Annotated in this window: 10 protein-coding genes; 8 read left to right on the top strand and 2 right to left on the bottom strand. The window is 64.3% G+C overall.

Annotation, left to right across the window (positions count from 1 at the left end; all coding sequences use genetic code 11):
* Positions 1-7 precede the first annotated feature (7 nt).
* Positions 8-3,412, bottom strand: a complete 3,405-nt coding sequence (locus tag AC1RRC_RS01705; protein WP_493053513.1) for a DUF4214 domain-containing protein — start codon at positions 3,410-3,412, stop codon at positions 8-10.
* Positions 3,413-3,462: 50 nt separating this feature from the next.
* The gene (locus AC1RRC_RS01700; protein ID WP_493053512.1) at positions 3,463-6,288 is read right to left on the bottom strand and encodes a protein kinase domain-containing protein; all 2,826 of its coding nucleotides are present in this window, start codon (positions 6,286-6,288) and stop codon (positions 3,463-3,465) included.
* 82 nt (positions 6,289-6,370) lie between these two features.
* Between AC1RRC_RS01700 and AC1RRC_RS01695 the strand changes: the two genes are divergently transcribed.
* From AC1RRC_RS01695 to AC1RRC_RS01660, 8 genes are all read left to right on the top strand, one after another.
* A complete protein-coding gene (locus tag AC1RRC_RS01695; protein WP_493053511.1) occupies positions 6,371-7,240 on the top strand; it encodes a PP2C family protein-serine/threonine phosphatase in 870 nt (289 codons plus the stop codon).
* Positions 7,241-7,372: 132 nt separating this feature from the next.
* On the top strand, positions 7,373-8,350 hold the full coding sequence (locus AC1RRC_RS01690; protein ID WP_493053510.1) for a LacI family DNA-binding transcriptional regulator: 978 nt from the start codon (positions 7,373-7,375) through the stop codon (positions 8,348-8,350).
* Positions 8,351-9,021: 671 nt separating this feature from the next.
* Positions 9,022-9,972, top strand: coding sequence for a GGDEF domain-containing protein (locus tag AC1RRC_RS01685; protein WP_493053509.1), 951 nt, complete (start codon positions 9,022-9,024; stop codon positions 9,970-9,972).
* A complete protein-coding gene (locus AC1RRC_RS01680; RefSeq protein WP_493053508.1) occupies positions 9,960-10,763 on the top strand; it encodes a hypothetical protein in 804 nt (267 codons plus the stop codon). The genes AC1RRC_RS01685 and AC1RRC_RS01680 overlap by 13 nt, the downstream gene beginning before the upstream one ends.
* Positions 10,764-10,772: 9 nt before the next feature.
* A complete protein-coding gene (locus AC1RRC_RS01675) occupies positions 10,773-11,903 on the top strand; it encodes an HD domain-containing phosphohydrolase (protein WP_493053507.1) in 1,131 nt (376 codons plus the stop codon).
* A gap of 30 nt (positions 11,904-11,933) precedes the next feature.
* The gene (locus AC1RRC_RS01670; protein ID WP_493053506.1) at positions 11,934-12,341 is read left to right on the top strand and encodes a hypothetical protein; all 408 of its coding nucleotides are present in this window, start codon (positions 11,934-11,936) and stop codon (positions 12,339-12,341) included.
* Positions 12,342-12,355: 14 nt separating this feature from the next.
* Positions 12,356-13,453 (top strand): hypothetical protein, encoded by a 1,098-nt coding sequence (locus tag AC1RRC_RS01665; RefSeq protein WP_493053505.1) that lies wholly within the window; start codon positions 12,356-12,358, stop codon positions 13,451-13,453.
* Between the two features lie 38 nt (positions 13,454-13,491).
* On the top strand, positions 13,492-15,066 hold the full coding sequence (locus AC1RRC_RS01660) for a methyl-accepting chemotaxis protein (protein WP_493053504.1): 1,575 nt from the start codon (positions 13,492-13,494) through the stop codon (positions 15,064-15,066).
* Positions 15,067-15,074 lie beyond the last annotated feature (8 nt).

Below are 15,074 nucleotides of genomic sequence, written 5' to 3'. Positions count from 1 at the left end.
CAAGCCGTCAACCGTAGGGGGTATAGCTAAAGCCATTGGCGATCAGCTTGGCCACGGCGTCGTGGTTTTCCTTGCCCTCGCTGAAGTACGACAGCGCCTGTTCGCGCGCCAGGCCGTCGCGCAGCGCCCCGTTCCAGTAGGCGGCGCCGGCCGCATCCGGCGCGCGGTGCAGCACATTGCTGTACAACAGGTCTACAAACGCCGTATCCGTTGGCGTGGCGCCATACAGCTTCTGGAATTCCGCGCTGGCGACGAAGCTGCGCGCGACATCCGTCAGCGCCATGCCCTTGTCCATCTGGGCGATCCAGTAGCCGACGCCTTGCTGGTCCGGGGTGCGGTTGAAGGCGGCCTGGTAAAGGCGGTAGGCCTGGCCGGCGACGCCTTCGACGTCCAGGGCAACGGCGCCAATTCCAAACATTACGCGTTCCACGCCATCGAGCGTTATGCCGGCGTCGCTGGAAAAGCGGTTGATGATCGTGAACTTACCGGCGCCCGTTGCATTGATGCTGTAGTAATAAGGGGGTTCCGTAAACATCGCGGTATCGGTCCCGGCGCCGCCGCGAACTTCGCCGGAAACGCCGGCGCCTTTCAGGTAATCGTTCCCTGCGGTGCCGGTTTCCAGCAGGGGGCGGGTGGTGAAGGTATACGACAGTTGACCTGTGTAAGGATTGCCAGCCAGGTCCACCACACTACCCGCCTTCAGTTCCAACGTATAGGTGGTGCCAGGCGCCAGTCGCCACCCCGGATCCAGCACCAGTTTGTTGCCAGCCGCAGGCCCAGCCCCCAATGTTCCGCTGAAAGTTTTCAGGCCGACGGTGCCGCCATTGGCGCTTTTCAGGACCACGGCGCCGGCATCGGCCTTGATGCGCTCATCGAATGCCATCGTGATTGTGTCGAATAAGTCCAGCGGTGTGTCGGCGCCGTGCGACACGGAGGTCAGCGCCGGCCCCTTCCTGTCATTTGTGATGTCTGTCACCTTCAATACGTAGCTACCTTCCGCCACACCTTTTCCATCCACCCCCACGTAATAGTCGCCATTATTAGAAGGCGTAAACGTCGTCACCGGTTCGGAATAGCCACTGTACATAAAGCTATCGCTAAGGCTGGTGGTTCTGCCCCAGTCATCCGTGCCGCCTAGCACCGCCGCATGTGTATCGAGCGTGCCGTTTCCGCTCAGCGCGCCCAGCAATTCCATCGCATAGGTATGTCCCTCCTGCACCGCGACCTTGTACCAGTCGCCGTCATAACGCGACTCCAGCACACCGTCGATGCGCTGACCCGCCTGCAGCACGGCCGTTGTGGTTTTGCCCGCCGCAATGGTATCGCCAGGGACTGGCTTCAAACGCAAAGCATAGTCACCCGTGACAGAGAGGTTGCCCTTGACGGTGAAATAGTAGTCACCGCTGGCCTGTGGCTCGAACACGGTGGTCTTCGAACTGGAATTCCTGATCTCGCGCAATTCCCCCGCCGTCGGCAAATCGCTTTCCAGCAGCACGGATAATCCGCTGTCCGAATAACCAACATTGCCGCCAGTCAGTTCCACCACGTAGGTGGTGCCCGCCGTGGCGGTGATGCGGAACATGTCGGTATCCTGGGCCAGCGCCAGCCGGCCCTTGACCTGGGTGTTTTCAGGCAGCGTGCCGGCAGTGGCGCGGGTCGCGCCATAGTCATCGCGCTCGCCAATTTGCGCCGTGACGGTATAGTTGGCCGGGTAGGTATCACTGAATGCCCTCCTCGCACTGACATAGTATGTGCCGGAATATTCCGGTACATAGGACATCGTAGCCTTGACATCGGAGGCCAGTCCGGTTGGCAGCGATGCCAGGTCCTTGCCCTGTGCATCGACCAGGGCAAGGTGCGGGCCGCTGTACTTCATGTGTTGGGTGCTGTCCAGGGATTCGCTGCCAAACCAGTATGTCACCCCGGCAGTGAGGTGGACCGCGAACCAGTCGTTGTCGGCACTGCTTTCAATTGCCCCCTGTGCGCTGCCGCCAATGGGCAGATACCCCGGCTTGCTGATATTGGCACCAAAATCGTCCGGTACAGTCACCGCGTTGAACGTATAGGTCAGTTCATTTCCAGTAATGCAAGCAAAGTACGTCCCTGCCTCGCGCGGCGTTACAGTAAATTTGGAGACCCACTGGTACTCACCCGCAATGATGTCGCCGCTCCCATCTTTCAGCACCAGCATGGCGGACCTCCCAGCCGTACTGGATGCGGCTTCCAGCTGGTAGGTCACGCCAGCCTGTAATTCGATTTTGAAGACATCGGTATCTCCGCCGCCTTGCAGCGCGCCCTTGGCTGGCTGGCCCAGCGTTGCCCCCGTGGCGTGGGCCGCATCGCCGCCATGGTCGTCGGACTGGCCTACGCTCAATTGCAGCGTATAAGCGCCGGACACAGCAGGCAGGCTGTTCGCGTATGAACCCAACGAGAAGAAGTAGTCCCCGGTACTTTTTGCCATGAAGCTGGATGCGCCATCATTCACGGCAAGCTGGTACCGCACCCCATCTGTATCAGTCAGACGCGTTACCACATTAAACAGGTCTTCGGAGATACCCGAGAAACGCACGGTATATATCTTGCCCGCTTCGACAGGCATGCGGAACATATCCGTGTCGAAGGTATACTCGATTGTTCCTGATACCGTCCCGCCAGGCGACAACCGGCCGCTGGTCGACGTGTGCCCCGCATAGTCGTCCGACAGTTCTGCCATCTGCAGCGTGTAAGTACCCTTGTCGTCCCCCCGCAATGCAACGTAATAGTCGCCTGACACCAAGGGTTCAAAAGGGAAGTCGTATTCCAGCAGCTTGCCGGTCACGTCGTAGAAGTCATACTGGGAAGCAAACCTCGCATCCGACGCGGGTCCTTTGGGCGTGCTGAATTTCAGGTGCTGTCCTGCTTCCGCGTGAAAACTGTACCAGTCACTGTCACCGTCATAATCAAACACGCCCTCCACCTTGCTACCTGCGGCCAGGACGGGCGCTCCTGCTGGCTGTGACGCCCGGAGATCCGGTTCCATCTGCTTCATCGTTACCGCATAATTGCCAATGCCTCCCTCTACGCTCACGTCCAGGTAATACGTGCCTCCCGTGACCGATGCGTACTGCACGAACGTCCGTGAATAGTAGTGGTAACCGGATGTCTCGGCCACCTTCACGCCATTCGCATCTCGCAACGCCAACAATGGCCAAGCGTAACCACCGGGAATTTGCAACCGCTCACCGTTGAACTGGAACAGGTAAGGAACGCCGGCCGCCATCTCCAGCTTGAGCCAGTCGTGGTCCCCGTAATGCAGGGTGCCGGTACTTGATTGACCGGCTGTGAGGGTGCCAGCGGTGGAAGAGTCGGATGCGAAGTCGTCAGTCGGAGTTGCGGCGGCCATGGGATACAATAAAACGCGAAAAGCACGCATCCTACCATTTTCCAGCTAGCAATAATCTAACCAAAACGCACACCACCGCGTCACGCGTCATCGCGCCCCTGGTGCCCCAGCTTGCCGCGCTGGCGCTCCCGTTCGCGCTGGCGCAGCACGTCGATCATGACGTTGAAGGTGCGCGCCAGCTGGCCGATTTCATCGGCGCTGGTGACGCGGATGTTGGCGCGGTCAAAGTCGCCATCCTTGAGCGCATTGGCCGCTTCCGTCAGGCGCACCACCGGCCGCGTGATGCTGCGGGTGAACATCACCGCCAGCACCAGGAACACCAGGCCGACCAGCGCCACGCTGTACAGCACGTGGCTGAACAAGCGTTTCAACGGTTCTTCGAAGCGCGTGCGCGATTCCGTCACGCCCACCACCCAATTGTGGCCCTGTACCGGCGCATAGCCCGCGTGTTCATCGACGCCGGACAGCGTGGAGTGGTAACTGATGTTGCCGGTTTTCTTCGCGCCGATCAGCACTTGCGCCAGTTCCGGCATGTCGACGCTTTCGATCCGGTGGCGGCGGAAGCGCTGGTCCGCCACGATTTTCTGCAGGGTGGCTTTCGGCAGCGGCGCCAGGCTGCGATACAGCTGGTTTTGGTCCGGATGGTGCACCAGGATGCCGTCGCCATCGATCATGAACGGCACCCGGGAACTGCCGGCGCTGACGTCGGTCAGGATCGCGGAAATGGTGGCGCCCTTGATGCGCAGCACCACCACACCGATCACGTTGCCCAGGTCATCGAAGACCGGATTGGCGTAATACACGCCCGGCTTGCCGGCGGTGGAACCGATAATCACGCCGGTCATGAAGGGCTGCCCTTTCATGGCTTCCTGGAAGTACTGGCGGAACTTGAAGTTCACCCCCGCCACCCCCGGTTCGCTCGACACCAGCGCGGTACCCTCCTTATCCATCAGGAACATCAGGTGCGCGTCGGGATTGGTCTTGATCAGGTTGGCCAGCTTGTCGCTGACCACGGCTTTCTTGGCGTCGGTGGGCGCGCGCAGGTAATCGATGAAATCGCGGTCGGTGGCCAGGTAATTGGCCAGGTAGCGGCTGTCCGCGATCAGTTGTGAAATGCGGCCCGCCGTGGCCTGGGCCAGGCTTTCCAGGTTGCGCAACTCACTCGACGACACGGCCGACACGCTGCCGTTCAAGTTGTAGTACGCGGTAATGATCATCGGCAGCAGCGCCGCCAGCACCATGGCGATCGTCATCTTGACCACCAGCGGCCACGACGCGGGCCGGAACAGCGACTTGCCCAGCTTGCGCACGCCCTGCTTGACGGTACGCTTGCCATCCTGCTCGCTGGCGCGCAGCGCTTCCTGCAAGCCCAGGGTGCCGGCGTGCGACGCGAACAGGCGCTGCGAAAACTCGGCGATGCTTTGCGGACGGTCTTGCGGTTTGACGGCCAGCGCCCAATCGACCGCGCCGAGGAATTCTTCGCTGTAGCGGCCCTTGCCCGCCGTCAGCGCCGGCACATACTCCGCCATGCCGTTGTCGCGTTCCGGCGCCGGCGCCGGCTTGGCGCCCGTGATCATCCAGTACAGGGTCGCGCCCAGCGCGTAAATGTCGGTCCAGGGGCCCTGCGCGCCGCCCTGGTATTGCTCCAGCGGGGCATAGCCGGGCGTGACCACGTCCGCCATGGCCTGCATGCCGCCGACCGTCTGGCGCGCCGCGCCGAAGTCCAGCAGCACCCAGCTGCCGTCTTCCTTGCGCACATAAATATTGTCCGGCTTGATGTCGCGGTGCAGGAAGCCCGCTTCGTGCATCAGCGACAAGCCATCCATCAGCGGCTGCACCAGCGACAGCAACTGCTGTTCGGGCATGGTCTTGTGGCCGTCCCACCACTGCTTCAGCGCCTGGCCCCGCTCATATTCGAGCACCATGTACGCGGTGCGGTGCGCTTCGAAAAAGCGCGCCACGCGCACGATATTCGAATGGCGGAACGTGGCCAGCGTGCGTGCCTCGACCAGGAAGCACTCCAGGCCGTTCAGGTAAAAATCATTGTCTTCCGGCCAGCGCGGCGACACCGACTTGTCGCTGGCGCGGGTGGCGAATTCCGCCGGCAGGTATTCCTTGATCGCCACCTTGGTGTTCAGGTTGATGTCGGTGGCCAGGTACGTGATGCCAAAGCCGCCCTGTCCCAGCACGGCGTCGATGCGGTATTCAAACAATTCAAAGCCGGGCGCCAGCGCCAGCGGGCTCGCGGCGCCGGGCTGGAACGAACGGTTATGAATGGCCGGCAGCGGCGGCACCGCCATCCGGTCCGGCAAGGCGCCGCGCTGCGGCTGCGGGCGGCTTTGCCCGGTCAGCGAACGGGATGGCTGCGTAAATACCGTGGAGACCGTGGAGACCGTGGCCGTGGTGCTGCCCTCCGAATGCCCCAGCGGCTGCGTGGACGTGTGGGCCGCCGCGGGCTGCAATGGCGCTGGCTGTGAAGGTGTCGGCCGCGCCGGCGGGTGCGCGTGGGCATCGGCATCGGCATGGAGTGCGGCGATGTCGCCGGACTGGCCAGGTTGATCGGGCGGCGCGGGCGGGCGCGGCGCCGCGCCGTCGGGACGATGGTAATGCGGCACGGGAATCGTCGCATCGTCGTCGACCGGATGGGCATGGGGGCGCGGCACCGTGATGTCGGCCTGGCCGTCGCGCGCGGCCAACTGGCCGGCCGCCGCGCGGGCCGTCATTTCCTGCACATCGCGCATGCGCCGCTCCACCGCCACCACGGCTTCGAGCGCGGCCACGCGGCGCGCGAGGATGGCCGCGCGCGCCTCGGCCGCGGCGTTGCGCCCGGCCGAATCACCTTGCGGCGGCGCGTGTTCCGCGTCCACCGAGCCCTCCACGCCAGTCCGTTGTTGTTTCTCTTCCATGCAGCCAAGTCTCCCATTGCGTCACTGCGCATGCTAGCATGCGGTCCTGGGCTTTGTTATATTTTCAACGACAGGAGACACCTTGGGCAACTGGAAGCAATTATCTCCGTCGACCCTGCACCACATGGACATGGGTGTTGCATATGGATTGACGGACGTGGGCACGGTGCGCGACGCCAACCAGGATAATTTCTTCATAGCGCCCGACATCGGCCTGGTGGTCGTGGCCGATGGCATGGGCGGCCACGAGGCCGGTGAAATCGCCAGCGCGGACGCCATCACCTTGCTGCACGGGTTTATCCAGGCGGCGCAGTCGGACCTGCCGCCGGCCGTACAGGACGCCACCGTTCCCGCCTTCCACGCCAGCGCGTTCGATCCGGTGCAGGCCGACCCGGACGCCACCTGGACCGACGCCACCATGCGCGCCATGATCACGCTGCACGACGCGGTGGAATTCGCCAACGACCGCATGTACCAGACCAACCGTGCCAACCACCAGGCCGACGGCGCCGGCATGGGCACCACCCTGACCGGCATGTGGCAAGTGGCGCCGCACGGCCCGGTGTTCATCTTCCACGTCGGCGACAGCCGTTTGTATTGTTTCCGCCACGGCCGCCTGAACCAGCTGACCCGCGACCAGACGCTGTACCAGCAGGCGCTGGAAGCCGGCATGCGCGAACCGCTGCCGGCCCGCAACCTGCTGCTGCAGGCGCTCGGCCCCGCCCCCGGCATCAAGCCGGACTTGCAGACGCAGGCGATGTCGCCGGGCGACGTCTACCTGTTGTGCAGCGATGGCTTGTACGGCAACTCCACGCCGGAAACCATCGCCGCCATCCTGTCGCGCGCCACCCGCGACAACCTGCCGCAATGCTGCGCGGAACTGGTGGCCATGGCCAAGCGCGATGGCAGCCGCGACAACATCACCGCCGTGCTGGTGCGCTGCCACGACTGAGCACGACCCCATACGGTTCCAGCACAGTCCGGCGCGGGGCGCAATCCGTAGCACTACGCAACAATACGCAACATGTACATTTGTTTAGTCGCAATGTAAGATAGCGCTTTTCGTTGCTTCGCTTTTCCCACCATGCCCAATGTCACATTGCGCGATATCGCCGCCAAGGCCGGCGTCTCGTCCGGTACCGTGTCGCGCGCCCTGAACGACAACGAGGGGCTGTCGGACGAGTTGCGGCAACACATCCTGCAGGTCGCCGACCAGCTTGGCTACAACCGCAATAAATTGCGCAGCAAGCCGCCCCGGCGCGTGCTGTATGTCCAGCGCCGCGGCGCCGGCGACGTGTTCTCCCATTCGGCCTATGGGCGCGTCCTGCAGGGCGCCGAAGATTGTTGCCGCGAACACCTGGCCACCTTGTCACTGCTGATGCTGGGCCCCGACGACACCATCGAAAAGCTGGTGCAGCGCCACGAACCGGACTTGCTGCTGTGCGCCGGCTATTTCGAGCCGCCGGTGCTGGCGCGCCTGGCCGCGCTGGCGCTGCCGATGGTCTGCGTCGATCACCACGCCGCCGGCCATGCCTGCGTCCAGGGCGACAGCCTGGACGGCGCCATGGCGGCGGTGCGCCACCTGATCAGCCTGGGACGGCGCCGCATCGCCTATGTCGGCACGGCGCCGGCCCACCAGGCCCACTTGCAGCGCGCGCGCGGCTACCGCAAGGCGCTGTTCGACGCGGGCATCCTGGCCGATCCCGACCTGGAACTGGAACTCGGCGAAGACGACCCGTCCGGCGCCGCCTGCGCCCGCAGGCTGCTGGCGCTGGCGCCCCGTCCCGACGCGGTCTTCGCCTGCAACGACGACGCCGCCCTGAAAATCATGCGCGCCTGCCAGGACGCGGGCCTGCGCGTGCCGCAGGACGTCGCCGTCGCCGGCTATGGCGACAGCGAAGCGGGCCAGGCTGCCGAACCGCCGCTGACCACGGTCCACGTCGACAAGGAACGCCTCGGCCACACGGCCACCACCCTGCTGCTGGGCGGCGCGGCCGCCGGCGACACCCTGTTGCCGGCGCATGTCATCGTGCGCGGCAGCAGCGCCGCTGGCGTGCGCTAAAACACTTTAGAGTCTTTCCTCTAAATTCACATTTCCACGGCCCGGCGCGGCCGTGCATCACCTCCATTCCGCAACAATTTCCCTATAGCAGCAAGACATTCCAAAGGGAAACTACAGCACCCCATTGCCGGCATCCGGTCATGCCAATTCCGTGGTTTGGCATTGCGGTCATACCACATCCCTATTGAGTTCAAAAATGTAGCCATGCTACACTCCGCTCAAGTTGATATTTAATCAAAAGATGTAGCCATAAAGCTTCTTTTTCAGCGATTTTGCGTGGATTTATTTCATTTAGAAACAAAACTACATTGCTGCCTTCCCTTCCGCATCCTGCACAGTGGCCTGACCACCAGAGTCGAAAGGGTTTCCCCGGCGGCGTCTGAAACCGGTTTGAAGCATCCTGGCAACTTGTTGGATTGAGATCACGCAAACATTGATGCAAACTGGAAATTAAACTAAACTCACATTTGTTTAGTAATCTTTAGCTCCCCGGGCCTGCCCCCATCGTCCGCCATCGCCCGACGAGGCCCCTTTTTTTATCCCGCCCGCGGCAAGGCCGCAGCGCCACGAATACACAGGAAATTTTGCAATGTTTACGAATCAAATGGCTTATTTAAAAATTCAAAGCGGTTTGATTTATCGCACCCTCGTACGCTAATTCCGTCCGCGCCATGTCCCGCTTCGATGTTCCCACCCTGCTCGCCGTATTGCAGCCGCTCTGCCTGCTGTCGGCGCTGGCCATGCTGGCCATCTGGCACGCCAACCGCGCGTTTCCCGGCACGGCCTGGTGGGCCGCGGCGGCCGGCGCCGTGCTGCCGGCGCCGTTCCTGGGTCCGGTCTTGGCGGCGCTGGCCGCCCCGGACATGGCGGCAGACCTGTGGCCGGTGCTGGCCATCACGCTGGTGCTGCTGGCGGCCCTGCTGGCGCTCGAAGGCGTGCTGCGCTTCCGCGCCGCGCAGCCCGGCTGGCGCTGGCTGGCCCTGCTGTTGCTGGCGGCTGGCGCCGCCGCGCTGGCGGCCGGCGACAGCGGCGCCGCGTTGCTGCTGCCCTGCATCATCGGCATGGCAGCCGCCCCCTGCTGCGCCAGCATCGCCTGCAATGGCCGCACCCGCGAGGTGGGCCACGGACTGGCGCGCGAAGATGTGCTGACCGGCTTGCCGAACCGGCGCCATGTCGGGGAACAGCTGGAACAGTTTGCCGCGCAGGCGGCGCGCACCGGCCTGGGCTTCGGCGTCATCGTCCTGGACTTGAATCATTTCAAGCAAGTCAACGACCGCCATGGCCACCATGCCGGCGACGCCCTGCTGCGCGACATGGCGCAGCGGCTGCTGAAGTTCCGGCGCGGCGCCGATTTTGTCGGCCGCCTGGGCGGCGATGAATTCGTCGCGCTGATCCATGGCGTGACCTGCGACAGCCAGCTGGAACGCGCCGCCGCCCGCCTGCGCGCCGCCGTCAACGGTCCACTGATCGACGCCAGTATCGGCGCCGCGCGCTGGCCCGGCGACAGCCTCGACCCGGAACAGCTGATGCAATTGGCCGACCGCCGCATGTACCAGGACAAGGCACGCGGCCGCCAAGGCGCCGGCGCGGCCACGCCAGGAGAACCGCGATGCGCGACCTGATCCCGCTATGGCCCGCCATCGCCGCCGCGCTGGCGCTCGGCGCCCTGGGCGCCGTGCTGCTGCGCCGCCGGTGGCGCCATGCGCGCCGGGCCGGCGCCATCGCCGGGCAACTGCAGCTGGCCGCCTGCGAATTCCGGCTCGGCGCCGGACAGCGCTGGCGCTGCCAATTCATGGACCCGTCCATCACCGCCTTTACCGGCCTGACGCCACACGACTGCCTGCGCGATCCCGGCCAACTGTATGGTTTGTTCGATCCCGCCAGCCAGCGGCGCCTGGCCACGGCGCTAGCGCGCGCCGCCAGGCAGCCCGCACCGTGGTTTGCCCAGTTGCGCCTGCGCCATGCCGTCACCGGCGTGCCGGCCCGGGTCTATGTCTTTGCCCGCCCGTCGCAGCAAGCCGATGGCGGCAGCGTGTTGCATGCCTGCCTGGCGGCGGCCGATGCCTACCGCGCGCCACGCAAGGGCTGGTATCCGCAGCCCCCCTTGCCCACCGCGCTGCCGCCGCTATGGTTCCACCCGGAGCGATTGCGCGGCGCGCGGGCGGCGGAGGCCAGCGGACTGGCCATCGAGCCCTTGCTCGACAACCTCGATCACTTGCTGGCCGGCGACGATTTCGCCGCCTACACCCTGTTTGAACAGGCCGGGCCGCTGCTGCAGGCCGCGCTGGGACCGCGTTATGCGGACCTGGCGCGGCGCATGCAGGCGCTCGACCTGTTCGCCGCGCTGCTGATGCTGCGCGCCATCCGCGCCATCCCCGGCGCTATTGCCACCCCTGAAGCCACACCTGAATGAAGTGAAGCGATGGATACTGCCCTTGAAGCCCCTGAACGACGCACCGTGCTGGTGGTCGACGACACCACCGACAACCTGAGCCTGATGAGCGGCCTGCTGTGCGACCACTACAAGGTCAAGCTGGCGCCGAACGGCCAGCGCGCGCTGCAGATCGCGGCCGGACCCCAGCCGCCCGACTTGATTTTGCTGGACATCATGATGCCCGGCATGGACGGCCTGGAAGTCATGCGCCGCCTGCAGCAAGACCCGGCCACGCGCCGCATCCCGGTGATCTTCCTGACCGCGATGAGCGCGTCCGACGACGAACGGGTCGGGCTGGACCTGGGCGCGGTCGACTACATCAACAAGCCAATCAATCCGGGCATCGTGCTGGCGCGCGTGCGCAACCACCTGGAACTGAAGCTGGCGCGCGACCTGCTGCGCAACCACGCTGAACAGCTGGAACAGGAAGTGGCGCAGCGCACGCAGGAAGTGGTCGATATCCAGGACGTGACGATCCGCGCCATGGCGTCGCTGGCCGAGACCCGCGACAACGAAACCGGCAACCATATCCGCCGCACCCAGCATTACGTACGGGTGCTGGCCGAACAGCTGCGGCCCGATGCACGCTACCGCGCCGAACTGTCCGACGACACCATCCATGCGCTGTTCAAATCGGCGCCGCTGCACGACATCGGCAAGGTCGGCATACCGGACAGCATCCTGCTGAAACCCGGCCGGCTCGATGCGGCGGAATTCGAGATCATGAAGACCCACACCACCCTGGGCCGGGACGCCATCGAACAGGCCGAGCGTGAGCTGGGCCGCGCCATTCCGTTCCTGCGCTATGCCAAGGAAATCGCCTATTCGCACCAGGAAAAGTGGGATGGCTCCGGCTACCCGCAAGGCCTGGCGGGCGTGGCAATCCCCCTGTCGGCGCGCCTGATGGCGGTGGCCGACGTGTACGACGCGCTGATTTCACGGCGCGTCTACAAACCGCCGTTCTCGCACCGGCAGGCGGTCGACATCATCACGGAAGGCCGTGGCAGCCATTTCGACCCCGCCATCGTGGACGCTTTCCTGTCGGTGGCGCCGCAATTCGACGCCATCCGGATCCGCTTCGCCGATGAAGAAACCACCCCGTCAGCCGCCACCGCCTGACCTCCCACCCACCCGGACACCATCATCATCATGAACCTCCACATTGCCCGCCTCCTCCTGGCGCCGCTGGCCGGCGCGCTGATTGCGCCCGCCATGGCCGAACCCGTCGTCATCGTTTCCAGCAAATCCACCATGGCGCCCGGCGTCGCACTGGTGTGCCAGACCTTCCTCGGCAAGATCAAGACCCCGGTCCCGGTCAACCTGCCGGAGCGCAACGCCATCCGCGAAGAGTTTTACAGCAAGGCGTGCAACAAGGATTCGGCGCAGGTGCGCTCGGCCTGGGCCAAGCTGATTTTCACCGGCACCGGCACACCGCCGCGCGAAGCGGCCAGCGACAGTGAAATGAAAAAAATCGTCGCTTCCGACCCGAACAGCGTCGGCTATATCGACCGCAAGGACGTCGACAGCAGCGTCAAGATCGTCGCCACCATCAATTGAACACCGGGCATCCCATGAAAAAACTCATCACCACCCTGCTGCTCGGCAGCACCGCGCTGGCCCATGCCGGCGACATCGACCTGTCCGGCTTTGCCACCGTCACCGCGGGCAAGGCGTTCGGCGCCAGCGGCGAGGCGTACCAGTACAACGCCTTCGATTGCCCCTGCTTTATCGGCAACTACGAACATGGCAGCACGTACCAGCGCGGCAGCTTCAGCGTCACGCGCGAATCGCTGCTTGGCCTGCAAGCCCGGTATGCCTTCAGCGAGCGCCTGACCGGCACCGTGCAAGTGGTGGCGCGCGCCTCCGAACACTTCAAGCCTGAAGTGGACTGGGCCTATTTAACCTACGACATCACGCCCGACACCGCCATCCAGGCCGGCCGCCGCCGGCTGCCGATCTATGCCTATTCCGACAGCGTCTACATCGGCTATACGCTGCCGTGGGTGCGTGTGCCGCAAGATATCTATGGCTGGGAAATCGGCGCCTACAACGGCGTCAACCTGACCCACCGCATGGCGCTGGGCGACTGGGCCGTCACAGGCAATCTCTTTGCCGGCGAGGAAAACACGCGCGACAACCTGGAAATGCGCAAGATTTTCTATAACGAGCGGGTCGACGACGCCTGGAAACACATCCTGGGCGGTTACCTGGACGTCTCGGGCGAGCACGTCGGCGCGCGCATCATGTACATGCAAAACTCCATGGACCTGGTGTTCCAGCCCGGTTCGGCCAATCTCACCGAACGCGGCATCCGCCAGTGGATCGTCGGGCTGTCGGGCAGCGTCGACTACAACAACGTGCTGCTGCGCTTCGAGGCCAACACGTTCAGCCGCCCGCGCAAGCAGTACCGCTCGAAGAGCTGGACCGCCAGCGCCGGTTATAAATTCGGCGACTTCACGCCGCTGGCCGGCTATTCCTCGTACAAGGAAAAAGAAACCGACCTGTATAAGGCGCTGCAGATCGACACCACGCGCTTCGTGGCGCTGCGCTGGGACTTCCGCAAGAACATGGACTTGAAACTGCAATACGACCATGTGATCGACCGCAGCCGCATTGATTTCACCGGCAGCACCAAACTGTTCAGCATGTCGCTGGACGCCACGTTCTGAGCCGCGTTCCGAACCACATACCCGCCACCGCCATCGCCATGAAGCCGACCTTCAAACAATCCATCTGGGCCATTCCCGGTATCGCCACCCTGCTGTTCATTGCCGGCATTGCCGTCATGATGAGCCACACGGCCACCGCGCTGGACAACATCAACCTGGCCGGCGCCGTCAACTACCCGGCGCTGGAAGCCAACAAGGCCCTGCAAAGCGAAGTGCGCGGCATCGCGGAAGACATGCAGCACGCCATCACCGAGGGGGACAAGGATGGCTTGCAGGCGCTGGCCGAACGCCGCAAGCGCTTTGCCGCCACGCTCGAAGGATACGGCCGGATTGCCGGGCAAGACGCCACGGCGGCGCGCATCGCGCAAGCGTTCGACGCTTATTTCCGCGCCACGCAAGGCGCGGGCCGCCTCATGCTGGGGCTGGAACAGGGCGACGCCCCGGCGGAAATCCTGCGCATGCAAGCCAGGCTGAAAGAATTGAATCAGGAGCTGGCGCGCGATTATGACGCCGAAAGCCAGGCACTGACGCAAACCCTGGACACCAGTTCGCGCAACGTGAAATTCCTGATGACCCTGACGATCCTGGTGGCGCTGGCCGTGGTGGCGGCGCTGGCGCTGGCGTCCTGGCTGATTATCCGCATCGTCTGGCGCCAGCTCGGTGGCGAACCGGCGCGCGCCATCGACATCGCCCGCACCATCGCGGCCGGCGATTTTTCCTCGGCCATCCACACCATTCCCGGCGACCAGGGCAGCCTGCTGGTCACCTTGCGCGACATGCAGGACACGCTGGCCCACACCATCGCCCGCATCCAGCGCTCCGGCGCCACCATCGCCGAAGCGTCGCAAGCCATTTCCGCCGGCAATTCCGATTTGTCGGCGCGCACCGAATCACAGGGCGATTCGCTGGAAAAAACCACCCGCTCCGTCGAACAGCTGACGTCCACCGTGCAGCAAAACGCGGACAGCGCCAGCCAGGCCAACCAGCTGGTGATCTCCGCCTCGTCGGTGGCCGTCAAGGGCGGCCAGGTGGTGTCCGAAGTGATTGCCACCATGGGATCGATCCGGGAGAGTTCGCGCAAGATCGTCGATATCATCGGCGTCATCGACGGCATCGCTTTCCAGACCAATATCCTGGCGCTGAACGCGGCGGTGGAGGCGGCGCGCGCCGGCGAACAGGGCCGGGGCTTCGCCGTGGTGGCCAGCGAAGTGCGCAACCTGGCGCAACGCTCGGCCGGCGCGGCCCGGGAAATCAAGGCGCTGATCGTCGATTCGGTGGAGCGCATCGATACCGGCGCGCAGCTGGTCGACCAGGCCGGCCACACCATGGATGACATCGTCGAAAGCGTCAACCACGTGACGGCCATCATGGGAGAGATTTCAGCCGCGAGCCAGGAACAGACCGCGGGCATCCGCCAGATCAACCAGGCCATCACGGACATGGAAGACGTGACGTTGCAAAATGCCGCGCTGGTGGAGCGGGCGGCGGCGGCGGCCGGTTCGCTGCAGGAGCAGGCCGACCAGTTGGCGGAAGTGGTCAGCATCTTCAAGCTCGGTGGCGCGCTGCACGATGCGCCGCCGGCCGCCCACGCGCCGCGCCTTGCCTTGCGCTGAAGCGGACT

The sequence above is a fragment of the Pseudoduganella sp. GW821-FHT12E03 genome (genome assembly GCF_058807115.1).
Note: the sequence above shows the minus strand (reverse complement) of the source record. Positions and strands in the feature narration are given on the sequence as shown.

Bases quoted from the DNA above. Each gene is read 5' to 3' on its own strand.
- AC1RRC_RS01705 (WP_493053513.1), bottom strand. From the start codon at position 3,412: ATGCGTGCTTTTCGCGTTTTATTGTATCCCATGGCCGCCGCAACTCCG.
- AC1RRC_RS01700 (WP_493053512.1), bottom strand. From the start codon at position 6,288: ATGGAAGAGAAACAACAACGGACTGGCGTGGAGGGCTCGGTGGACGCG.
- AC1RRC_RS01690 (WP_493053510.1), top strand. From the start codon at position 7,373: ATGCCCAATGTCACATTGCGCGATATCGCCGCCAAGGCCGGCGTCTCG.
- AC1RRC_RS01685 (WP_493053509.1), top strand. From the start codon at position 9,022: ATGTCCCGCTTCGATGTTCCCACCCTGCTCGCCGTATTGCAGCCGCTC.
- AC1RRC_RS01680 (WP_493053508.1), top strand. From the start codon at position 9,960: ATGCGCGACCTGATCCCGCTATGGCCCGCCATCGCCGCCGCGCTGGCG.
- AC1RRC_RS01675 (WP_493053507.1), top strand. From the start codon at position 10,773: ATGGATACTGCCCTTGAAGCCCCTGAACGACGCACCGTGCTGGTGGTC.
- AC1RRC_RS01670 (WP_493053506.1), top strand. From the start codon at position 11,934: ATGAACCTCCACATTGCCCGCCTCCTCCTGGCGCCGCTGGCCGGCGCG.
- AC1RRC_RS01665 (WP_493053505.1), top strand. From the start codon at position 12,356: ATGAAAAAACTCATCACCACCCTGCTGCTCGGCAGCACCGCGCTGGCC.
- AC1RRC_RS01660 (WP_493053504.1), top strand. From the start codon at position 13,492: ATGAAGCCGACCTTCAAACAATCCATCTGGGCCATTCCCGGTATCGCC.